The 21,741-nt window shown below is 64.6% G+C and carries 16 protein-coding genes; 10 read left to right on the plus strand and 6 right to left on the minus strand.

Annotation, left to right across the window (positions count from 1 at the left end; all coding sequences use genetic code 11):
- Positions 1-145 precede the first annotated feature (145 nt).
- A complete protein-coding gene (locus tag ACYOEI_RS16750; protein WP_462850670.1) occupies positions 146-1,135 on the minus strand; it encodes a DUF1573 domain-containing protein in 990 nt (329 codons plus the stop codon).
- A gap of 788 nt (positions 1,136-1,923) precedes the next feature.
- Between ACYOEI_RS16750 and ACYOEI_RS16755 the strand changes: the two genes are divergently transcribed.
- The gene (locus tag ACYOEI_RS16755; protein ID WP_462850671.1) at positions 1,924-2,403 is read left to right on the plus strand and encodes an STAS domain-containing protein; all 480 of its coding nucleotides are present in this window, start codon (positions 1,924-1,926) and stop codon (positions 2,401-2,403) included.
- 80 nt (positions 2,404-2,483) lie between these two features.
- Complete coding sequence (locus tag ACYOEI_RS16760; protein ID WP_462850672.1) at positions 2,484-2,840, plus strand: STAS domain-containing protein; 357 nt, start codon at positions 2,484-2,486, stop codon at positions 2,838-2,840.
- Positions 2,841-2,923: 83 nt separating this feature from the next.
- On the opposite strand, the gene ACYOEI_RS16765 is transcribed toward ACYOEI_RS16760, so the two are convergent.
- The gene (locus ACYOEI_RS16765; protein ID WP_462850673.1) at positions 2,924-4,357 is read right to left on the minus strand and encodes an MATE family efflux transporter; all 1,434 of its coding nucleotides are present in this window, start codon (positions 4,355-4,357) and stop codon (positions 2,924-2,926) included.
- Positions 4,358-4,460: 103 nt separating this feature from the next.
- Between ACYOEI_RS16765 and folD the strand changes: the two genes are divergently transcribed.
- The 4 genes from folD (at position 4,461) to ACYOEI_RS16785 (ending at position 10,945) form a co-directional block, all read left to right on the plus strand.
- Positions 4,461-5,327 (plus strand): bifunctional methylenetetrahydrofolate dehydrogenase/methenyltetrahydrofolate cyclohydrolase FolD, encoded by an 867-nt coding sequence (gene folD, locus ACYOEI_RS16770; protein WP_462850674.1) that lies wholly within the window; start codon positions 4,461-4,463, stop codon positions 5,325-5,327.
- Between the two features lie 58 nt (positions 5,328-5,385).
- A complete protein-coding gene (locus ACYOEI_RS16775) occupies positions 5,386-6,219 on the plus strand; it encodes a sugar phosphate isomerase/epimerase family protein (RefSeq protein ID WP_462850675.1) in 834 nt (277 codons plus the stop codon).
- Between the two features lie 264 nt (positions 6,220-6,483).
- Entirely contained in the window at positions 6,484-8,934 is a 2,451-nt protein-coding gene (locus ACYOEI_RS16780; protein WP_462850676.1) for a DNA gyrase/topoisomerase IV subunit A, read from the plus strand.
- 88 nt (positions 8,935-9,022) lie between these two features.
- Positions 9,023-10,945, plus strand: coding sequence for a DNA gyrase/topoisomerase IV subunit B (locus ACYOEI_RS16785; protein ID WP_462850677.1), 1,923 nt, complete (start codon positions 9,023-9,025; stop codon positions 10,943-10,945).
- 252 nt (positions 10,946-11,197) lie between these two features.
- On the opposite strand, the gene ACYOEI_RS16790 is transcribed toward ACYOEI_RS16785, so the two are convergent.
- Positions 11,198-12,136: an MDR/zinc-dependent alcohol dehydrogenase-like family protein gene (locus ACYOEI_RS16790; protein ID WP_462850678.1), complete on the minus strand. Its 939-nt coding sequence runs from the start codon at positions 12,134-12,136 to the stop codon at positions 11,198-11,200.
- A gap of 390 nt (positions 12,137-12,526) precedes the next feature.
- Here ACYOEI_RS16790 and ACYOEI_RS16795 point away from each other — a divergent pair, with 390 nt between their 5' ends.
- The 4 genes from ACYOEI_RS16795 to ACYOEI_RS16810 all read left to right on the plus strand — a co-directional run bounded on the left by ACYOEI_RS16795 (position 12,527) and on the right by ACYOEI_RS16810 (position 18,499).
- Positions 12,527-13,450 (plus strand): acyl-CoA desaturase, encoded by a 924-nt coding sequence (locus ACYOEI_RS16795; protein ID WP_462850679.1) that lies wholly within the window; start codon positions 12,527-12,529, stop codon positions 13,448-13,450.
- Positions 13,451-14,013: 563 nt separating this feature from the next.
- Positions 14,014-15,939: a hypothetical protein gene (locus ACYOEI_RS16800; protein ID WP_462850680.1), complete on the plus strand. Its 1,926-nt coding sequence runs from the start codon at positions 14,014-14,016 to the stop codon at positions 15,937-15,939.
- 69 nt (positions 15,940-16,008) lie between these two features.
- Positions 16,009-17,403, plus strand: a complete 1,395-nt coding sequence (locus tag ACYOEI_RS16805; RefSeq protein ID WP_462850681.1) for a glycosyltransferase family 87 protein — start codon at positions 16,009-16,011, stop codon at positions 17,401-17,403.
- A gap of 139 nt (positions 17,404-17,542) precedes the next feature.
- Positions 17,543-18,499, plus strand: coding sequence for a dockerin type I domain-containing protein (locus ACYOEI_RS16810; protein WP_462850682.1), 957 nt, complete (start codon positions 17,543-17,545; stop codon positions 18,497-18,499).
- A gap of 64 nt (positions 18,500-18,563) precedes the next feature.
- Here the strand turns inward: ACYOEI_RS16810 and queG are convergent, their stop codons facing one another.
- From queG to nth, 3 genes are all read right to left on the minus strand, one after another.
- A complete protein-coding gene (queG, locus tag ACYOEI_RS16815) occupies positions 18,564-19,685 on the minus strand; it encodes a tRNA epoxyqueuosine(34) reductase QueG (RefSeq protein ID WP_462850683.1) in 1,122 nt (373 codons plus the stop codon).
- A 15-nt stretch (positions 19,686-19,700) separates the two neighbouring features.
- Positions 19,701-20,612: a methylenetetrahydrofolate reductase [NAD(P)H] gene (gene metF / locus ACYOEI_RS16820; protein ID WP_462850684.1), complete on the minus strand. Its 912-nt coding sequence runs from the start codon at positions 20,610-20,612 to the stop codon at positions 19,701-19,703.
- Positions 20,613-20,801: 189 nt separating this feature from the next.
- Positions 20,802-21,476: an endonuclease III gene (nth, locus tag ACYOEI_RS16825; protein ID WP_462850685.1), complete on the minus strand. Its 675-nt coding sequence runs from the start codon at positions 21,474-21,476 to the stop codon at positions 20,802-20,804.
- Positions 21,477-21,741 lie beyond the last annotated feature (265 nt).

Consider the following 21,741-nt stretch of genomic DNA (forward strand, 5'->3'; position numbering starts at 1 on the left):
CGTAACGATTACGACAACTTCACGACACCCGCCAACGAAATGAGCTTCACCCCGGAAACGCGAACGAGCCGAGATCTGCTCGATCTCGGCTCGCTCGATGGTTCGTGGCGGCGCCACCTGACAGACTTCGGATCTCGTGCCAACGTCAGGGAACGATGGTTGCGAACGCAGTCAGCTTGGCGGGGGGTTCATCCTTGAGGTCCGTCGCGATCTCGAAGACCGCGTTGTACGGCCCGGAGACCTGGGGGGCGGTGAAAGTGACGTCGAGCGTGTGGACGGGCTTGGCGACATCATCCGCAGGGGCGGAAAGCCCGTCCTTGTTCGCCTTCGCAGAGGTAACCTTGAAGGGCTGGGCCGACCGGACGATCACCTTCTTCTTGACGATACCCCCCGGCTTAACCCGCCCGAGGTTGACGATCGCGGGCGAGACAACCACTGCCGTCTGGACGTTGGCCGAGACCGAGATCGGGACGGAGGGGCTCGACGGGTCGTTCGTCAGGAGCGTGATCTCGTCCTTGAAATACCCGTTCGCGACCGAAGGCTTGAGCGTCGCGACGAGCGAATACTGCAACTGACCGTCGGCCGAGCGGCCCAACTCGCGGAGCTCGGCCGAAACATGCTCGCTCTTGGTGTTCATCTTCGTGACCCCCCAATTCGGCTGGCCGCCGGCATAGGTGAGGGTCAGGGTGACCGCCGAGCCACCCCCACGCTGGATGGTGCCGAAGTCGACGAGGCCGGGGTTGAGGACGAGGTCACCCCGGATGAAGCAACTGAGGTTCAGGTCCACCTCGACGAAGTTGGGCCGGTCGAGGATCAAGGTCAGGCCCGAAGGCTTGTACCCGAGGAACTTTGTGGTGTCGATCACCGCCTCGATCGTCGTCTGGGTGCCGGGCGGGATCTCCTTCGCGCCGACGCGGACCTCGGTGCAGCCGCACTTGGTCCGCCAACTGGCGATGTGGATCTCCTGATCGGTCCGATTGACGAGCTTGAAGCTGTGACGAATCTTCGAGCCTCGCGCGACGGTTCCGAAGTCGAAAGCCCGTTCCGGGAGGACGGAATCGACCCAGTTCTGCGCGTGGGCGGGCAGAGAGGCCAAAACGGCCCAAACCGCGAGGAGGACAGAAACGCGACGCATTGGGTCAGATCCCTTCTAAAGGCGTTGACTCGGAGCGGCCTCGTTGCAACTCCTTGCTCGAGCCAATCCTCAACATCCAACGCCGCCCGCGAGATGGGTTCAAACCAACGCGGGGCGGACCGGCCGCCTTCAAACTCCTTACGGGAAACATACCATATCGCCGCCACTCCGAGAGGAGCGATTTCGACGCCCGGGCGAGGTACAGACGTCGAGATCCTCCCACTCAATTCGGCGCTCCCGACGCCTCGCGTGATCGCAAAAGTCTTTCAGCAATGATGGATTCGGAACGATCACCTGGCGGAGGAAGGGCCGTCAAATTCAGAAAAATCAATACGACACGCCTCGTGATTCAGGGGCCGATCTCGTCCCGACGCAACACTTGAGCGATTCTCGAGAGAACCGGCGAGTGCTGGGTTCACGAAGCGAGAAACCGCGAAGTTGACGTCATCTTCAGGTAAGACGTGATCTATTGACAGAAATCGCGGTCCACCTGCGTGACGAGGTCGAGTCCGGGGCGAGAACACTCCGTTGCGCGAGTTGCGAAGGAAGGATGAAAGACCGTGCAATCCTCGGGTCCAGCCGTCGTCTGCACTGGCCGAGGTGTTCGGCGAATGCTAGGATGACTTTTGTCATCGATCGCAACGGCATTCGACTCGCAATTCCCAAGGCGATTCCAGGGTCGGATCGAGGGGGAGGGAATCGCGATCGATGAACCATCTCATCAAAACCTTCCTCTCTTCGTGCTCGTCGCCGCGACCGATGGGTGTCAGGCAACGGAACCTCTTAAAATGCTCAAGCCGGCCGTGCAGGTCCATAATCTTGATGGGATAATGGTCGCAGAGTTTTGGGATTGTTTTCGACTCGACCCGGCGCCGGTGCAGGATCTTCGCAAGGAATATGAGGCACACCTGGGCAAGAAAGGGCGCCCGGAGTTAGTGATCGACCTCCTTGGGATCGGGTTCGCGGGCTCAGCAGCCCTCGGCAACTTTGTCGCGTTGCACCGACTCGCGAAGCAGCGTGGGGGTCAGCTCATTTTTTGCAACGTCGATCCGACGGTCCACGAGGTTTTTCGCGTCAGCAAGCTCGAGCCGTTATTCTCGTTCGTAAAGGACCGTGCCGAAGCCCTCGCCCTGGCGGTACGCCCCGCGACGGCAACGGCGGAGGGTGACGCCGCCAAAGCCCCCCCAACCGATCCAGCCCCTCCCTCGCTCAAGAAAACGGGGGGTGATGGCTTGCTTCACTCGAGCCGACGCAAGAAGCTGTCGTGAACTGGCGGGCTACCTGATTCGCCGAGGTCCCCGTTCACTCGGCCGTCGCGTCTGCTTTTTCAACCTCGGAGCATCCCCCTATGACCTCCACTTCCCGGATTGATGTCCGTGAGGTCGACGGCGTGAAGGTTGTCCGATTCCTCGAACGGCACCTCTTCGATGAGAGGACCGTTCGTGACGTCGCCGATCAGGTCGCTGCGATCATGCCCAACGACGGCTCCCCAATCCAACTCGTCCTGAACTTCGCCGACGTGGCGCTCATCTCCAGCTCCTTGCTCAGCAAACTGATCCTCTTCCAACGGCGAATCGACGCCTCACACGGTAAGCTCCGTCTGTGCGAGATGTCCCCGGTCCTCCAGCAGGTCTTCCGGAACTCGAACCTCGACCGCCTCTTCACGATCGACCGTGACCAGCGAGCCTCGCTCGAGTCGTTCTAAGTTTGGGCGTGGATTGCGTCTTCGACAGCACTCCACCGGTCGAAGACGCCTTGAGACAGCCGACTTCCCCCCCGGCGATCGGCTCAGACCTTGGCATACTTCCAGCTCCCGCTCAGGAATCGTGCGGCGACCAGGGCGGCACGAGTCCAGAGGTCGACGAGCATCGCCACCCAGGCTCCATACAAGCCCCAACCGATCCCGCCACGGTCGATCGTCGTGGTGAGCCAGTAAGTCATGGGGATCCGTACGACGAGGTACCCGAAGAGGACGAAGGCCCAGGGCCAGCGCGTGTCGCCGGCCCCCCGCAGGGATCCGCTCAGAACGTTGATCGTCGCCAGGGCGGGGAGGGCGAATGCGACGACCCGAAGCACCGGGACTCCTTCGGCGACAACTCCCGGCCGCCGGCCCCCGGTGAAGATCGTGAACATCGACTCGGCCCTGACATAGATCAGGACCCCGATCGTTCCGAGCACGATAACGCCCAAGGCCCAGGCCGTGCGGGCCGCCTTGTCGGCGAGGTCGGGCCGCCCCGCCCCGAGGTACTGACCGGTCAGCGTACTGGCGGCCACTGAGAACGCCGTGATCGTCAGGAATGCAATCGCCTCGCAGCGGATCGCGACGCCATGCGCAGCGGTCGCGGTGGCCCCGAGTTGATTGATCAGGGCCAGGAACCAGAGCTGGCAGGCGATGTTAGTCACACTCTCGCCGGCCGCGGGCGTGCTGATCCGCAAGATGCGTCGGATCTCCGGCCATCGGGGCGAAAGCCCTCGCCAACCGAGTTTCAAGCCCGAACGCCCTCGAACCAGGATCACCAGGACGACGATCCCTCCGACGCCTTCGCCGATCGCCGTCCCGAGCGCGATCCCGGGGAAACCGATCGAAGGGAACGGGCCAAACCCTCGGACGAGGCTCCAGCTCAACCCGACGTTGATCGCGTTGACGAGGACCATCACCCACATGCCCGTCTTCGTGTCGCCGGCCCCTCGGAGGCAAGCGACCCCGATGGTCATGCAGGCCAGGAGCGGCGTCGCCGACAGGATGATCCCCAGGAAAAGGGCCGCGGCCTCGGCCGGCTCCCCCGAGAGGTTGAGGACCCGGACTAACCCAGGCGCCGTCGACAGTCCGACCGCCGCGGTCAGGGTACCGACGATCAAAGCCATGGCCATCGCCTGCTCACTGATCCTCGACGCCGCGTCCGGCCGGCCCATCCCGACGAGCCTCGCCACGAGGGCGGTCCCTCCCACCGAGACGATCGTCAGGAGACTGGTCAGGAACCAAAGGAGGTAGGTCGCCACCGTCACGGCCGCGAGATGCGTCTCGGAGAGGTATCGGCCGGTCAGGAGAGTGTCGGACAATCCCACGAGGTAGAGCAATGCCTGTTCGACGATGACCGGCGCGGCGAGCCTGAGAACCTGGCGCGCAATCGTCCTCTCAGGGCCAGCCGCGCTTGTGCGATCGACCGGCCCGACCTCCGACTCGACCCCCGCCCGAAACTCCGACTCCGAACCCTGCGGCACGCGGACCATCCCCCTCGGCTCGAGCGGAGTTCTGTATCCCGCCCCCCCTCGTCACGAGCTATGATAGCGGGCCGGACAATCCAGTTTACGCAGGAGTGCGCCCGTGCCCGCCAGGATCCTCGACGGAAAAGCCCTCGCCCAGCAAGTTCGCGTCGACGTCGCCGAGGAGGTCGCTCGATTCAAGGCCGAGACGGGGATCGTCCCGGGACTGACCGTGGTGCTCGTCGGCGCGAACCCCGCGAGCCAGGTCTACGTCCGGAACAAGCAGAACTCCTGCAAGGCCGCCGGGATGTCGGGGACGATCGAACGATATCCTGCCGATGTTTCGCAAGACGCCCTCTTCGAGGCGATCGACCGGCTGAACGCCGACCCGTCCGTGCATGGCATCCTGGTCCAGTTGCCGCTCCCGAGCCAGATCGACGAGCGGGCCGTCCTCAACAGGGTCGACCCGAGTAAGGACGTCGACGGCTTCCACCCGGTCAACGCCGGGCTCCTGGCGATCGGCACCCCGAGGTTCGTCCCATGCACCCCGCTGGGTATCCGCGAACTGCTCATCGCCGGAGGCGTGGAGACCCGAGGGGCGCACGCGGTGGTTGTCGGTCGCTCCCAGGTCGTGGGCAAGCCGATGGCCCTGCTCCTGCTCCAGAAGGGGATCGGCGGCGACGCGACGGTCTCCGTCTGCCACTCCGCGAGCCGAGACGCCGCGGCGATCACTCGACAGGCGGATATCCTGGTCGCCGCCATCGGCCGTCCCGAGCACATCCGCGCCGACTGGGTGAAGCCGGGCGCGGTCGTCATCGACGTCGGCATCCACAAGCGGGACGATGGCTCGCTCTGCGGCGACGTCCATTTTCCGGAGGTCTCCGAGATTGCCTCGGCGATCACGCCGGTCCCGGGGGGCGTCGGCCCGATGACCGTCGCCATGCTCCTCCGGAATACCCTCCGGGCCGCACGCCTGTCTGCCTCTTGAAGCAACGGTCTTCGCGCGTCGAGACACGCCACGACGAATGCACGGGAAGGGCCCTGTCATGATTCGCCTCGGGATCTGCAACGAGTTGTTCGAAGGTTGGGAGTTCGGCGACGTCTGCCGGACCGTCAAGAGCCTCGGCTACGACGGACTGGAAATCGCTCCGTTCACCCTGGCCCCGCTCATCACGGACGTCTCCGCCGCCCGACGTCGAGAACTCCGGGCCATGGTCGAGGACTCGGGGCTGACCACCATCGGCCTCCACTGGCTCCTGGCGAAGACCGAGGGGTTCTACCTGACCACGCCGGACGCGGCCGGCCGCAAGAGGACCGCGGACTACCTCGTGGCCCTGGCCGAGGCGACCCGAGACCTCGGCGGCTCGCTGATGGTCTTCGGATCCCCGAAACAACGCGACCTGCTGCCGGGAGTGACCTACGATCAGGCCTTCGAATACGCCGCCGAGGTCTTCGAGAACATGATGTCCCGGATCGGCGACCTCGGGGTCGAGTTCTGCCTCGAGCCGCTCGCGCCGAGCGAGACCAACTTCCTGAACACCTGCGACCAGGCCGAGGCCCTGATCGATCGCGTGGGGCACCCTCGGTTCACACTCCACATGGACGTAAAGGCCCAGAGCGGCGAGCCTGACGCGACCGTCCCCGAGCTCATCCTCCAGCACGCCGCACTCGCCGGCCACTTCCATGCCCAGGACGTCAACCTCCGAGGCCCCGGCATGGGCGACGTCGACTTCGGCCCGATCATGAAGGCCCTCGTCGATTCCGGCTACGACCGCTGGGTCTCGGTCGAAGTGTTCGACTACTCGCCGGGAGCCGAAGCGACCGCCAAGCAGAGCTTCGATTGCCTGAGACGTGAGCTCGATGCGGCGAATCGGGGTTGATGGGTAGGGAACTCTTCACCACAAGGGTGCCAAGACACGAAGGAAATCAAAAGGAATTATTCTTAAAAATGTTCATTCTTCGTATTTCTTTGTGACTTTGTGCCTTTGTGGTGAATCAGTCCCCGGCCTCGCCCCCACCCAGATAATTTTGTACAGTAATCGGATTGCCTCCCACCCCCGAAACTGCTATTGTCGACTTCAGGCGAATGGGGTTTCCTCGGTGACGGTCAGGTCAACGAGTCTACTCGAGCAGAAGACGGAGCGATGGCGAAACGCACCCGCCGGTCGAGTCAAGGACTTGGGCTCGGAGTTCGGCCCAAGGCGGTGGTCGAGGATGTGTCGCTGGCGGATGCGACCCGCTCGCGATACCTGAATTACGCGCTGAGCGTGATCACCTCGCGTGCCTTGCCCGACGTCCGCGACGGACTCAAGCCCGTGCAGCGCCGCATCCTGTACGCGATGTGGCACGACCTGCACGTGCGGTCCGATAGCCGGTTCATCAAGTGCGCCGCAGTGGTCGGCGAGGTGATGAAGAGCTATCACCCGCACGGCGACTCGTCGATTTACGAAGCCCTCGTCCGCATGGCGCAGTCGTTCAGCCTGCGGCACCCGCTGGTGGAGGGTTACGGGAACTTCGGTTCGATCGACGGCGATCCCCCGGCCGCGATGCGGTACACCGAGTCCCGCCTCACGGCGCTCGCGCACGAACTCCTCAGCGAACTCGGCGAGCAGACCGTCGACTTCCGCCCGAACTATGCGTCGACGACCGAGGAGCCGATCGTCCTCCCCGCGCAGTTCCCGAACATCCTCATCAACGGGGCGGCGGGGATCGCGGTGGGGATGGCCACCAACATCCCGCCGCACAACCTCAAAGAGGTGTGCAACGCCCTCGTCGCCCTGCTCGACAACCGAGAATTGCCGCTCGAGAAACTGACGCGGCACATCCTCGGGCCCGATTTCCCCACCGGGGGAGTCATCCTCAACTCGGCGGACGAGATCCTCCAGATCTATGCGACCGGGCAAGGGGCGATCAAGCTCCGCGGGACGTACGAGGAAGACCCCGAGAAGCAGAACGTCGTCCTGATCACCTCGATCCCCTACGGCATCGACAAGGATCCGCTGGTCCAGCGGATCGGCGAGTTGATCGGCAAGGGGCAGGTCCCGCAACTGACCAACATCAAGGACCTGAGCACCGAGGACGTCCGGATCGCTCTCGAGCTCCGGCCCGGCTCGAACGCCGATGCCGCGCTCGCCTATCTCTTCAAGAACACACCGCTCCAGACGAACTTCAACGTCAACATGACGTGCCTGCTCCCGGCCGCGGGGGCCGAGGTCGCGGTCCCCGACCGGCTCGACCTGCGGAGCATCCTCCAGCACTTCCTCGACTTCCGGCTCGAGATCGTCACGAGGCGGCTCCAGCACGAGCTCGCGAACCTGCTCCGGAGGATCCACATCCTCGAAGGGTTCGCGATCGTCTTCAACAACCTCGACGAGGCGATCCGGATCATCCGGGCGAGCGACGGCAAGGCCGACGCCGCCCCGAAGTTGATCGATCGGTTCGGCCTGTCGGACCTGCAGGCGGACGCGATCCTCGAAACCAAGCTTTACCGCCTCGGCAAGCTCGAGATCCAGGACATCCTCGACGAACTGGCCCAGAAGCGCGAGCGGGCCGGCGAGATTGAGCGTCTGCTGGCCGACGAGCCCGCCCGCTGGAAGATCATCCGGGCCGAATTGAAGGAGATCGCCAGCGCGTACGGCGACGCAAGGCGCACCCGGATCGATGGCCCGGCCGCGCCGATCGAGTATCGCGAGGAAGACTACATCATCGATGACGACTCCTGGGTGATCGTCACTCGGGAGGGTTGGACGAAGCGTCAGAAGTCGTTCGCCGACGTCGCCGGCATCCGGGTCCGCGACGAGGACCGGGTCGGCTGGATCTATCGCGCCCGAGCACGCCAGACCTTGACCATCTTCACCGACCGAGGCATGGCGTACACGCTCCGGACCAACGACATCGCGATGACGACCGGCCACGGCGAGCCGATCCAGAAGCAATTCGCCTTCGAGGACAACGAGCAGATCGTCAGCGTGATCTGCCATGACCCACGCTGTCTGCCCGAAGTCACCGAGGCCCCCCAAAGCCCCCCGGCCTTGGTCCAGGGGACTCTCAACGGCGAGCTCGCGAAGGTCAACGGCGACGGCGACTCCTCGCACGGCTCGCTCCCGCCCCCTCCGTATGCGATCGCGATGACGGCGGGGGGGAAAGTCCTACGCTTCGCGTTGGCGTCGGTCGCGACCGTCTCGAACCGGAAGGGACGTGCGGTGGTCCGGCTCGACTCCGTCCTCACGGACGACGCGGTCGTCGGCGTCGAGGCGAGCGATGGCACTGAGAATGTCTGCCTGGCCACCCGAGCCGCCCGGGTCCTGATCTTCCCTGTGACCGAGGCGAACGTCGTCGCGGGTACGGCCAAGGGCGTGACGGCGATCAAGCTCGAGTCGCACGACCGCGTGCTGGGCTTCGCCCTCGCTAACAAGGTTCGCGAAGGGCTGACGGTGAACACCAACCGCGGGTCGACGCAGGTGATCCGGGCGACCAAGTATCCCGTCACCGGCCGAGGTGGCAAGGGCTACGGCGTCCTCCAGCGCGGCTCGTTCGAGTCGATCATCCACGACGAGGTCAAGCCGGTCCCGCCGCCCGAACAGGTCGTCGAGTAGCCGTCTACCACGCCCAACCACTACGAATCGTTTCGCCCGAACCGGCCGGCCCCTTTCAATTCGACCGGCCCTAAAAGGACGATGCCCGATGGCCTCAGGAACTTACAACGCCGAGTCGATCACCGTGCTCGAAGGCCTCGAGGCCGTCAGGCGCCGACCCGGCATGTACATCGGCGGCGTCGACGAGGCGGGACTCCACCACCTCCTCTGGGAGATCGTCGACAACGCGGTGGACGAGGTCATGAACGGCCACGCGACTCGGATCGTAGTCACGCTCCAGGCCGACGGCAAGACGATGTCGGTCGCCGACAACGGTCGAGGCATCCCCGTCGACATCCACCCTAAGACGGGCAAGAGCGCGCTCGAGGTCATCTTCACCACCCTCCACGCGGGTGGCAAGTTCGATAACGACGCCTACAAGGTCGCGGGCGGCCTCCACGGCGTCGGGGCGAGCGTAGTCAACGCCCTCAGCAAGATCCTCGTGGCTCAGGTCCGTCGCGACGGCAAGACCTACACCCAGCGCTATCAGCGGGGAAAGCCGCTGGGGAACGTCGAACCGGGCGAGCCGGCGCGGGGCACGGGGACAACGGTCACCTTCACGCCCGACCCCGAGGTTTTCCACGATCAGCTCTACAATCCCAAGCTGATCGCCGAGCGGCTCGAGGTGAAAACCTACCTCAACAAAGGGCTCGTGATCCAGTTCGTCGACCAGAAGAACGGCAAGAACGTCGAGTTCCGCCACGACGGAGGCGTCGCCGACTTCCTCGACGCCATCAACCAGGCCCGAGGCGACAAGCGGGTCGCCGCGCTCCCGTTCGTGCTCGAGCGCGAGGATAGCGGCGTCAGCCTACGCTGCCACGTCGCGCTCGTATGGACCGAGGCCCCCGAGGAACGGATCCGGTCGTTCGTCAACACGATTCCCACGCAGGACGGCGGGACTCATGAGCTCGGCCTACGCGAGGCGATCCGGGATGCGGTCCGACGGTTCATGAAGGACCACGACCTGGTCAAGAAGGGCATCGAAATCAAGAATGAAGACATTCTTGAAGGTCTGACGGCCGTCCTGTCGATTTGCATCCACGAGCCCCAGTTCCAGGGGCAGACCAAGGGGCGGTTGAATAACCCGGAGGTCCGCTCGCTCGTCGAGTCGATGGTCCGCCCTAAGCTCGAAAGCTTCCTGCTCAACAACAAGAGCGTCGGCGAGGCGATCGCGGAGAGAGTGATCCAGGCCGCGAAGGCCCGCGAGGCGAGCCGAGCGGCGGCCTCTCAGGTCCGGCGGAAGACGGCAATCAGCAACCGGCTCAACCTCCCCGGCAAGCTCCACGACTGCGACAGCACCAACCCCGAAGAGTCGGAGTTGTTCATCGTCGAGGGGGACTCGGCCGGCGGCTCCGCCAAGCAAGGGCGGGACCGCGACACCCAGGCGATCCTCCCGCTCAAGGGGAAGGTGCTCAACGCCGAACAGGCCGGCAAGGCCAAGGTGCTCGATAACAAGGAACTGACCGACATCATCAGCGCCCTCGGCTGCGGGATGGACGACCACTATGACGCGGCTCGGCTCCGCTACGGCAAGGTCATCCTCCTGACCGATGCCGACAGCGACGGCCATCACATCGCAACCCTGCTGCTAACGTTCTTCTACCGCCACGTTCCCGGCCTGCTCAGCGACGGGCGCGTCTACCTCGCCTGCCCGCCGCTCTACAAGGTCACCTGGGGCAAGGAGACGCACTGGGCGGCCGACGACGCCACCCGCGACCTGATCCTCTCCAGGCTCCCCTCGAACGCCAAGCCGAACATCACCCGCTTCAAAGGCCTGGGCGAAATGCCCGCCGCGCTCCTGTTCGAGACCACGCTCGACCCCGCGCGACGCCGGCTCCTTCGTGTCACCGTGCCCGAAGACGATCGCAACTACACCGAACGCACCGTGACCGACCTCATGGGCAAGGAACCCGAAGCCCGCTTCAAGTTCATCATGGCCGAGGCGTACACCGCCAAGGACATCGACATCTAAACAAAAACAGGCCATTCCCGGTCTCGAAACTCGGTCGGCTCGAGCAGCGAGGTGGTGTGGTCACACGCATCGTCTAAGCGATGTGGCTCCCCTCAATCTCGGGTAGCACCGGTTGTTCCAATCGGTGCTACCCGAGATACGCCGCTTCCGGTACCGATTTCGCACCTCGACCGAGTCCGATCCTTAAGATAGGCCCCGGTTTCGAGCGGGGCACCAAACCAATGACTAATCATAGTACAATTTTATCTATTCTCAACGAACGGTCATAAGGACCTTCCGTGCGCCTTTTTCCGACGCGGCACGGAAGGCAGCCTCGGCCTCGTCGAGTGAGAATCGGGCCCCGATCAGGGGCCGGACGTCGACCTGTCGATTCGCGAGGGCGGCGATCGCCTTCGGGAAGGGACCGCAACGTGAGCCGACCACTCGGATTTCGTCGATGACGATCCCCGAAAGGTCGGCCGTGTATGCGCCGGCGACGGTCGTCTTGAGCACGAGGGTCCCGCAGGGCCGAACCAGTCCCATCGCGGTCGTTAGCCCTGTGTGGGACCCGGTGCAGTCGGCCACCACGTCGAACGAACGGGCGAGGGTCTCCACCTGATCGAGAGTGCGGGTGTCGATCCCCTCACCCGCGAGTGCAAGCTTGGACGGATGCTTGCCGACAAGAGTGACCCTGGCGCCGGAGAGTCGGGCGACCCAGGCGCAGAGGAGTCCGAGTTTGCCGTCGCCGAGGATGGCCATCCGGGTCCCGGGACCGAGGTCGATTTGCTCGCCGATCCGGAAGGCCGCGGCCAGGGGTTCGATGAAGACGGCCTGGTCGTCGTCGATCGAGTCGGGGACGTCGTGGAGGTTTCCCGAGGGGACGGCAACGAGGTCGGCCATCGCGCCGTCGTGACGTAAGATGCCGAGAACCGTACGGTTCGGGCAATGTTGCGGCCGGCCGGCGCGGCAGGTTGGGCACTGGTGACAGGCGTTGTTGATCTCGGCGGTGACCCGGCGGCCCGCCTCGGTCTCGCCGACGAACTCGTGCCCGAGGATGCCCCGGTAGCCCATGTATCCTTTGGCAAGTTGGAGGTCGGTGTCGCAGATCCCGACGGCCCTGACCGCCAGGACGACTTCGTCACCCCCCGCGTGTGTCGTCGGCAGGTCGAGGCGAAGCCGGACCGTCGAGCCGTCGCAATAGACCCCGCGCATGGCAATCCCCGCAAGACCGGGCCGAACGGCAGGTTCGGCCGCTGGCGTGTAAGTGGTCAGACCCCTAGGATTTTCGCCGATTTCGCCCTTGTCGTGCGAGGGGAATCGTGTAGACTCGTTCCGCGACATTCATATAGCCATCCCTCCGAATCCCGACCTCCCCGTCCCATGACGTCCCCCAATCTTTGGAACGAGCGAGCGATCCCCAAGAACGTCGCTGTCCTTATGGGGTAAGAACAGGCGGGTGGGCCCAGGGTCCGCGGTGCCGACCGAGGGTCGAGTGGAACGCCGCCGAGGAAGGGACATCCTTCCGGGCGTTTCGAGACGAGGGAAGAGACCACCCACCGTATTGAGACGATCGGCTCGGCTTCCAGGAATCAAAGGTTCAGCATGACTACTACAGCGGCCGCTCCACCGTCCTCCACTCGCTCGCATATCTCCTGGGGTCCGGTGATCTGGATCGGCGTGTTGCACCTCGGGGCTCTCCTCGCGTTCGTCCCGGCTTATTTCTCCTGGCAGGCGGTCGCCCTCTGCATCTTCATGCACTGGCTGACGGGCGGTATCGGCATCTGCATGACCTATCACCGGCTGCTCACGCACCGGAGCTTCGCGACCCGGCCCAAGTGGTTCGAGTACGTCCTGACGGCGATCGGCACCTGCGCCTCGGAAGGTGGGGCAATCGGCTGGGTCGCCGACCACCGCCGACACCACGCCCACTCCGACGAAGAAGACGACGTCCACAGTCCGAACCGGGGCTTCGGCTGGGCGCACATGTTCTGGTTCATCACGCCCGACATCACGGCCGACCACACCCCCGAGTACTATGCTCGCTGGGCGCCCGACCTCAACAAAGACCCCGTCCACCGCTGGCTCGACACCTACCACTTCATTTTCCCGCTGCTCACGGCCGGGGCGCTCTACGCCATCGGCGGCATGCCCTGGCTGGTCTGGGGGTTCTTCGTCCGGTCGGTCCTCGTCCTCCACACGACCTGGCTGGTCAACTCCGCCACCCATATCTGGGGCTATCGGACACACGAGACTCGTGATCACTCCACGAATCTTTGGTGGGTTGCCCTCTGCACCTATGGCGAAGGCTGGCACAACAACCACCACGCATATCAGACCTCGGCCCGCCACGGGATGCGATGGTGGGAGCTCGACATGACCTACATCGGCATCCGCGCCTTGTCGCTGGTGGGCCTGGCTCATTCGATCAAGCTTCCGAAGGTGGCCCGCTCAACACGGGCGACCTCGAGCGCGGTCCTCGATCACCGCGACGAGTCCGAGTTGGTCGCCGCGCATACCGACCGTTGAAGTCGGCTTGAATGACGTTTCGCGAGTCACGAGGGCGGCCCCCATCCGGAGGCCGCCCTTCCGCGTTTTCGGGTTTTCCGGAATCGTCTTGAATCGGGCAACGAGTGGGGAGAAGATGTCTCGTGGAGGCGGCCCTAGCTCAACGGCAGAGCAGGGGACTCATCAATTAAGGTGGCGCCGGGGGGTAACCTCCGGACGCGATCCGGGTGAATTGCGGGAAACCTAAACCCTTGACATTAGAAATCTTGCCAGGGGCATGGCAATCCGCAGCCAAGCCTGGTCGGGCCTAGGTGGCCAGGACGGTTCAGAGACTAGCGGGGTGAGTCCCAACGATAACCCCCGCCGACGAGCGCCCGGCCTCCTCGCCTTCGCAACGAGGACGAGGAGGGTGAGATAGTCCAAGCCTCGCGGAAACGCGAGGACGCCTTGAATCCCTTGGTTGCAGGTTCGAATCCTGCGGGCCGCACTTGCGGGGATCGCCGTCCGATCGGTGCCCCGTGCCGCAATCGCCGTCCCTCTCCCCGCGCTCACCCCCAGAACCCCTTTGGATTAGGTCCATTCCCATGATGAGGCTGCCCGCATGGCGAGGCATGTCGAGGCCCGCCGGCTGGACCTGCGTCGTCCTGGTGTGTGCCCTCCACGGTTGGGCCATCTGGGTCGGCCTTGGGAAATACGAGGGGCTCGTCAATGGTTGGCCCCTCTGGCGCAACGACCATTCCCTCTACTACCACACGGCCCTGGTCACTCGGAGTTTCCTGAAGGCGACCGGGACCACGGCAGGGTATGACCCGAGCTTCATGTCGGGTTATGCCAAAAGCGTCGTCTTCCCGTCCTCGTCAACGCTCCCCGAGCTCGTCCTCGCCCTCTTCGGCGGAAAAAACCCGGCGCTCGCCTACAAGCTCTACGTCCTAATTTCGGCGGCCCTCGTTCCCTGGATGTTCGTCCTCGCCGGCGTCTTCTGGCGGTTGCGCCCCGAGGCGATCGCGCTCTCGCTCATCCTGTTCCTCACGTACATCTGGACCGACTTCCCGATCAACTACGTGATGTTCGGGATGCTCCCCTACTTCCTGGCCGTGCCCCTGGGTCTCGCATCCCTGGGGGCCTTCTGTCGCTACCTCGAAAGCGGAGGTGGGCGACTCTGGGCGGCCACCGCCGTCTTGATGAGTGCGAGCGTCCTCGTCCACTTCACCACCGCGATGCTCATCGTCCCGGGCGTCCTCCTCGCCTATGGCTCGACGATCCTGAGCAAGAATCTGGAGCCCAGTCTCGGCCGTGCCCGGCACGTCGGCGTTTGGGCAATTCCCTTTGTGGTCCTGGTCTCGAACGCATTCTGGTGGGTTCCCGGGATCTGGCTCGCCTCGACGAAGGGGGCGAGCGACTTCGCCTTCGCCCACCCCGAGGGCGTCTCCACCCGGTTCGTCCAGATCCTGACCACGGAGGCGCCGGCTGAAAGCGTCCTCCTCGCTCTCGGCTCGATCGGAATCCTTGCCCTGCTGATGGCACGCGGTCGGATACCGAGCCTCGGCCTCGCGGGGTTCGTCGGGGCAGGGGTCTTCTGGGGCTACCTCGCCGGGGGATTCCGATCGCTCGACTTCCTGCAACCAGGGCGGCATACCTATGCCTGCTATTCCGGCCTGGCGCTGGCCTCGGGGCTCGGATTGCTCGAGATCCTCGCGCGGATGCGAGGGGATGGTCGGTGCAGACTCGACGACTGGGCCGCGGTCGGCCTGCTGGTCGTGGGAATCCGGCTGTTTTTCCCAATCCTGGTTGGGGCTGTGCAGCCCCGGCTCTCCGGCGAGCCATTCCTTTCGAGTCGGCCGAGCCCAAGACTGAACTGGGTGATTGGACGCGTCAAACGTTACGTGAAGCCGGGCGAACGCCTCCTTTACGAAGAAGGGGGATTCGCCATAAAGGACGTCCCCGACCCGTTCCAAGGGGGGCGATTCAGCGGCCTCCTGCCCGAGCGTACCGGGGTCGAGGTCCTGGGAGGGCCCTACCTCCACGCCTCGTTGGCGTCGAACTTCACGCAGTTCGGTGAGGACAAGCTCTTCGGCAAGGACAACTGGGGACGCGACCACTTCGTCCGCTACGCGAAGCTCTACCGCCCCTCGGCAATCCTCTGCTGGACCCCCAAGGCCCGCGGGTTCTGCCGATCGAATCCCGACCTGGTGGAAGTGCTCGACGACGACGGCACGCTATTGATCGGCCGCGTGGTCGGTTTCCCCGGCGCCACGATTCGCGGCGAGGCCACGGTCAAGGCGACGTCCGGCCGATTGGAGGTCCAAGACGCGAAGCCTGACCTTGACGGGTCGGTTGTGCTGCGGTATCACTCGGTCCCGTGTCTGCGGGCCGATCCGCCGACGTCATGGGGACCGGTGTTTCTCGAGGATGACCCGGTCCCCTTCATCCGACTTCGCGCGCCGGTCAAAGGGCCGGTGGTGTTCGAAGTCCGATTCCCGCCGGCCACACCCCCCGGCCCGGGTCGTTGACGTCGACGCAGTCGGGACGAGAGGACGTCGTCGATTCGAGTGGCCCCATCTCCAGGGAAGGAGTGAGCCGTGCCACCTGTCGCTACCGAGGCGGTCCCCGACTTCGACCGCCACTTCCGCCGCGCCGTCTGGATCGCGGCGCTCATCACCGCGATCGGCGCCGCCATCATCTACAAGGATAAGGCTGCCGACGACCGGAGCGCCTTCATCCGATGGCGACCCCAGGTCCTCCAGTTCATGGCCGGTGTCAACATCTATGACACCGTGATTTTCCCAAATCCTCCGATCTTCCCGATCACGCTCTATCCCCTGGCCGTGCTGCCGAAGGTCGAGGGGGCCATGACCTGGTTCGTCCTCAAGGCCGCGCTCACGAGCCTCTCGATCTGGCTCTGCTTCCGGATGGTCCGTCCGCCGGGGGCGAAATCGCTCCCGTCCTGGGTCCAGGGGCCGGTCATCCTGCTCAGCCTCCGGCCGATCATGAGCGACCTCCACCACGCGAACAACAACCTGATCATCCTCTTCCTGGTGGTCACGACGCTCTACGCCTGGCGCAAGGGCTACGACGTCCTCGCGGGCCTCATCCTCGCACTCGCCATCTCTTATAAGGTCACGCCGGCACTCTTCGTGCCTTATTTCCTCTACAAACGTTCATGGAGGACGGTGGGGTCGACCTGCCTGGGGATGGGGATCTTCCTCCTCATCATCCCGAGCCTCGTCATCGGCCCCACGTTCAACGGCATCTGCCTCGCGACGTGGTGGCAGAAGATGTTGAGCCCGTTCATCTCCAAGGGGTTCGTCAGCCCCCAGGAGATCAACCAGTCGCTCATCGGGGTGTTGACCAGGCTCCTGACCGACACCAAGACCGGCGACGGTCGTTACGACCTCCACCTCGACCAGCTCAACTTCGTCGCGTGGGCCCCGTCCACGGTCAAATGGATCGTGAAGGGGGTATCGATCGGCATGGTGGCCATGCTGGCGATCCTCTGCCGGACGAAGGCCCAGCGCCGCGACGACCCCCGACTCCTCGGCGAATTCGCGCTGGTCGTCTTGACCATGCTCTTCGTCTCGGAGCGGAGCTGGAAGCATCACTTCGTGACCATGCTCTTACCTTACACGTACCTGGTGTACCGCGTGGCTTCCCCCAAGATCTCGGGCTGGGGGCGGATGGCGATCGCGGGGACGCTCGTCCTCTCCGCGCTCTTGATGGCGACGACGTCGTCCGAACTGGGCGGGCTCTTCACGCGGGGGCAGGGGGACAAGATCGCCGCCGGCCACAAGATCGCCCAGGGGTACGGGATGTTCCTCTGGTCGGGGATGGTCGTTTATTTTGCGGCCGCCTGGCGCGTTTGGGTGGAGAGAAACGATTCTCCGGCCGATACTGATCAGGAAAGGCCGGTGACGCTGGGGCAGAGCCTTCCGGCGCCGCATCGGGTGGGTAGGACGAATCCCATCATGTCGTCCTGATCGTCGCTCGTTCCTTCGACGCGAGCGGCTTCTTCACCTCACTCCGACGACGGTTGAGGACGGCCTGCAGTGATGCCCAGTCGTAACCTCTCCACCTGGTCAGTCGGACGATGTCTAGGGAATTGGCCAAGGAGGGCCTATGAACCCGTTCAAGCGATCCCCCCGCCGAACTCGGAAAGTCCAATTCCAGCCCGAGCCGTTGGAGCCTCGCGCGCTCTTGACCTCCGGGGCCGGTGACACCTTCGCAATCATACCCGGTGCCATCACCACCGTGGGTGAGACGACCTCGATCCCGTTCACCATCGATCCCGCGAACTTCACCTTGCCGAAGGGCAAGATCGCCCTCGGGGTGGACGTCGCCGTCGACTCGGGCGCGACGGTGAAGCCGTTCATCACCTCGATCACCGATCCGCACGGCAATATCGTCCCGCAGGCGTTCCACTCCGTGTACGCGCCGCATGTCTCGCACTCACAGGTCGCCAACGGCAATGGGACCAGCGCGGTCCTCGTCCCGATCACCTTGTATCCCCACCAGCCGTCGAAGCCGATCACCTACACGGTCGACGTCGACGGCGAGGACAAGTCGGTCGGCAACTTCCTGGTCGGCTTCTACTTGCCCGGCGACGCGAACGGCGACGGCAAGGTCGATAAGAGCGACCTCGCAACCGTCAAGTCGGAGCTCGGTGCCAAGGCGGGTAGCTCCAAATACACCTTCTCGGCCGACGCGAACCGAGACGGTCGGATCGGCAAGATCGACATTGCTTATGCGCTCCAGAACATGGGCGTCGGTACGACGGTCTCGCCCGTCGTCCAGGCAAACCTCGACCCGAACAGCGTCACGAGCCCGAGCACCCGGGCGACGACCAACCCGACCGCGACGTTCACCGGGACCGCCACCCCGGGGTCGACGATCACCTACACCAACACCAGCAGCACCACGCCCTCGGTGACCACGACCATCGCCGACCCGACCGGGAACTACTCCATCCAGGTGGGCCTGGTGCTCGGGTCGAACGTGTTCTCCGTCCAGTCCAAGGATTCGTTTGGCCAGGACGTCAACGGCACGCTCAACCCCGTGAGCTACAACCCTTCGTGATTTCGAGAGGCGAGGCCTCGACAGTCGACCGGGCAAGGAAAGGGGGAGAGCCATCTCCCCCTTCTCAACGGTCGGAAGCCGCGAGGGCTCGCTCGACCGCGAGTCGCAAGGTCGGCTCCGGATCGAGTCGACGGGCCTCGAGGGCGTCGATCGCCGCGACAGTCGCGATCCTCCCCAGTGCCCAGGCCGCGGCGGTCCGGACGACCGGGTCGGCATCGTCGAGCCGATCGATCAACACCGGGACGGCGGCGGGCTCTCGGCGCGTCCCGAGGATCAGGGCGGCATTCCGCAGCAAACCGGAGCGTTTGGCGCGTGACATCGCCGAGCGCTTCAGGTCTTTCGAAAACGCCGATGGCTCGCGCGATAACCAGTCGATCAAATCGGGGGGGGTCCACTCGGGGCTCGGCGCCAGGGCCTCCGCGCGACCTTCGGGAGCCTTGCGATTCCAGGGGCAGACGTCCTGACAGACGTCGCAACCGAAGACCCAGTCGTCCAGCGTCAACGCGACTTCATCCGGGATCGCCCCCTTGTGCTCAATCGTCCAGTAGCTGAGACAGCGGCGGGCGTCGAGCTGATACGGGCCGTCGAACGCACCCGTCGGGCAGGCGTCCAGGCAACGGGTACACGTCCCGCAATAACCCGACTCCTTCGGGGCGTCGTACTCGAGCTCGACGTCGACGAGGAGTGACCCAAGCACCGTGAAGCTGCCGAGTCGGCGGTCGATGAGCATCGTGTTCTTGCCGAACCAACCGATGCCGGCCATCCTCGCGAAGTCCCGCTCCAAGAGGGGCGCGGTGTCCGCAATGGCCCGTCCCCGAGCGTCGGGGCACTCCTGCCTGAGCCAGTCGAGCAGGGCTTCGAGCCGTCGCCAGAGCCACTCGTGGTAGTCGGCACCTCGGGCGTACCGGGCCACCTTCGCCTGATGCGGGCCGAGCGGACCGTGTTCGGGGCGCCCGTAGACGACGCTGACGACGACCACGGAACGGGCGCCGTCGAGGATGTGGCGGGGATGGGAACGGGCCTCGGCCTGCCGCTCGAGGTAGCCCATGCCCGCCGCGTTCCCGGAGTCGAGCCACGCTCGATACTGCGGATAAGTCGACGGGGCGACCGCGGGCGTGATCCCGACCTGGTCGAAGCCGAGCCGAAGGGCCTCGGCCTTGAGTCGACCGGTCAAGGAGCTTTCCATCGCAGGCCCTCGGGCTCAGCCACCCCGCAAGGCGAGGGAATCCTTCACACCCAAGTTCTCATAGATCCGACGCGTGGCGTCCGACCGGTTGAGCGTGTAGAAGTGGATCCCGCGGACGTTGTTGTCAAGCAGGTCGCGACATTGCTCGGTCGCCCAGTGGATGCCGACCCTGTCGATCGACTCGGGCTCGGATCCGCAGCGGTCGATCGCCTTGAGGAGCCTAGCGGGAAATCGGGCCCCGAGCGCGAGCTCGGCCATCCGGTTGATGTTCGAGTCACGAGTGATCGGCATGATCCCGGCCAAGATCGGCACCCGGATCCCCGCGAACTCGCAACGCTCGCGGAAGTCGTAGAAATCCTGATTGCTAAAGAAGAGTTGGGTGCAGATATAATCCGCTCCCGCGTCGACCTTGCGTTTCAGGTTGTCCATCTCCTTGAGACGGTTCGGGGTCGAGGGATGCCCTTCCGGGAACCCTGCGACGCCGATCCCGAAGCCGTGAGGGCCGGGGGCGTTCTTCCGCTGCTTGACGAAGGTCACGAGCTCGTCCGCATACTGGAACGCATCTTGCGCACGGTCGTAGTTCGCCTTCGTCCGGGGCGGGTCGCCGCCGAGCGCCAGGATGTTCTCGATCCCCGACTCCGCGTAGCGGTCGAGGATTGCCTCCATCTCCTCGAGCGAGTGGCAGACGCAGGTGAGGTGCGAGACGGCCGTCAGGTTGGTCTCGCGTTGGATCCGGATGATCAGGTCGTGCGTCCGCTCGCGTGTCGATCCCCCCGCGCCATACGTGACGGAGACGAACGACGGCTGCAAGGTCTGGAGCGCCGCGATGTGGGTGAAGAGATCTTCGGACGCACGGTCGGTCTTGGGCGGGAAGAATTCGAAGCTGAAGGTGGTCGGATGGGCTTTGAAGATGTCGAGTACATGCATTTTGGCGGGTATCCGGAATCGAACATGCCGAGGAATTGAGCGGCCTGCGGATGTTGTGCCAGGATACTCGATCCCGGCAAGAAATGGGAGATTCTTCACAAAGAGCGAATATGACGGTGCGTCGAGGACATCTCGGCGGCCGGCCATCCACCGGAGGGTCGGGCAGTCGCGGTGCCTGCTCGGGCGAAGTCAAGCGGAACCCGTACGTCGCACGCCCGATTTCGGGCAGAGCTCGGCGAGTGCGCACTCGTCGCACTTCGGTCGCAGCGAGCCGCAGGTCCGGCGCCCGTGCTCGATGAGCCGGTGGCTCAGGTCCACCCAGTGTTTCCTGGGGACGATCTCGACGAGGTCGCGCTCGATGGCGACCGGATCCTTGTTCGTCGTCAACCCGAGGCGGAACGCAAGCCGCTTCACGTGCGTGTCGACGACGACGCCCGAGGCGATGGAAAAGGCGTTCCCGAGCACCACGTTCGCGGTTTTCCGCCCGACGCCGGCGAGGGCGGTCAGGGCGTCGAGGTCGTCCGGGACCTCCCCACCGTGACGCTCCACCAGCCCGTTGGCCATGGCCACGAGATTCTTGGCCTTGGCTCGAAAGAACCCGGTCGAATGGATCAACGCTTCCACTTCGGCCAGGTCGGCCCTGGCCAGCGCGGGGGCATCGGGGAAGCGTTCGTAGAGAGCCGGGGTGACCATGTTCACCCGGACGTCGGTGCACTGGGCCGACAGGATGGTCGCGACGAGAAGCTCGAACGGGTTGCGATGATCGAGGGCACACTTGACGACGGGATAGAGCTTCGTCAGCGAGCTGACCACGCGCTTCGCCTGGAGGGACGGGTCGGGGCTAGGCGATTTCGCTCGAGGCATCGCATTCCATCGTTCGGGACACGTCGGAAAGACCGTGGAGGACACCGAAAGGTCATCGTAGGCGACCGCCCAGGATCGTCAATCTCGGGACGGGGCAGGGGGTCCTCGCCACGTCCACGAGACCGCCACGCCGACCTTCGGTGGAGACAATCGTCGGCTCGTGCTTGCCGGTCGGGCCAGGAGAAATACAATAAATCTTTGGAGATCGTCCGAGTGCGAAGGGGGAATCGAACTCGGGCCGTGAACTCCTCCAGCTTCCACACTT

The sequence above is a fragment of the Singulisphaera rosea genome (genome assembly GCF_054877945.1).

What these genes read in the sequence shown, in the direction of transcription:
- ACYOEI_RS16750 (WP_462850670.1), bottom strand. Translation starts at nt 1,135, where the DNA reads ATGCGTCGCGTTTCTGTCCTCCTCGCGGTTTGGGCCGTTTTGGCCTCT.
- ACYOEI_RS16755 (WP_462850671.1), top strand. Translation starts at nt 1,924, where the DNA reads ATGCTCAAGCCGGCCGTGCAGGTCCATAATCTTGATGGGATAATGGTC.
- ACYOEI_RS16760 (WP_462850672.1), top strand. Translation starts at nt 2,484, where the DNA reads ATGACCTCCACTTCCCGGATTGATGTCCGTGAGGTCGACGGCGTGAAG.
- ACYOEI_RS16775 (WP_462850675.1), top strand. Translation starts at nt 5,386, where the DNA reads ATGATTCGCCTCGGGATCTGCAACGAGTTGTTCGAAGGTTGGGAGTTC.
- ACYOEI_RS16780 (WP_462850676.1), top strand. Translation starts at nt 6,484, where the DNA reads ATGGCGAAACGCACCCGCCGGTCGAGTCAAGGACTTGGGCTCGGAGTT.
- ACYOEI_RS16785 (WP_462850677.1), top strand. Translation starts at nt 9,023, where the DNA reads ATGGCCTCAGGAACTTACAACGCCGAGTCGATCACCGTGCTCGAAGGC.
- ACYOEI_RS16790 (WP_462850678.1), bottom strand. Translation starts at nt 12,136, where the DNA reads ATGCGCGGGGTCTATTGCGACGGCTCGACGGTCCGGCTTCGCCTCGAC.
- ACYOEI_RS16795 (WP_462850679.1), top strand. Translation starts at nt 12,527, where the DNA reads ATGACTACTACAGCGGCCGCTCCACCGTCCTCCACTCGCTCGCATATC.
- ACYOEI_RS16800 (WP_462850680.1), top strand. Translation starts at nt 14,014, where the DNA reads ATGATGAGGCTGCCCGCATGGCGAGGCATGTCGAGGCCCGCCGGCTGG.
- ACYOEI_RS16810 (WP_462850682.1), top strand. Translation starts at nt 17,543, where the DNA reads ATGAACCCGTTCAAGCGATCCCCCCGCCGAACTCGGAAAGTCCAATTC.
- queG (WP_462850683.1), bottom strand. Translation starts at nt 19,685, where the DNA reads ATGGAAAGCTCCTTGACCGGTCGACTCAAGGCCGAGGCCCTTCGGCTC.
- metF (WP_462850684.1), bottom strand. Translation starts at nt 20,612, where the DNA reads ATGCATGTACTCGACATCTTCAAAGCCCATCCGACCACCTTCAGCTTC.
- nth (WP_462850685.1), bottom strand. Translation starts at nt 21,476, where the DNA reads ATGCCTCGAGCGAAATCGCCTAGCCCCGACCCGTCCCTCCAGGCGAAG.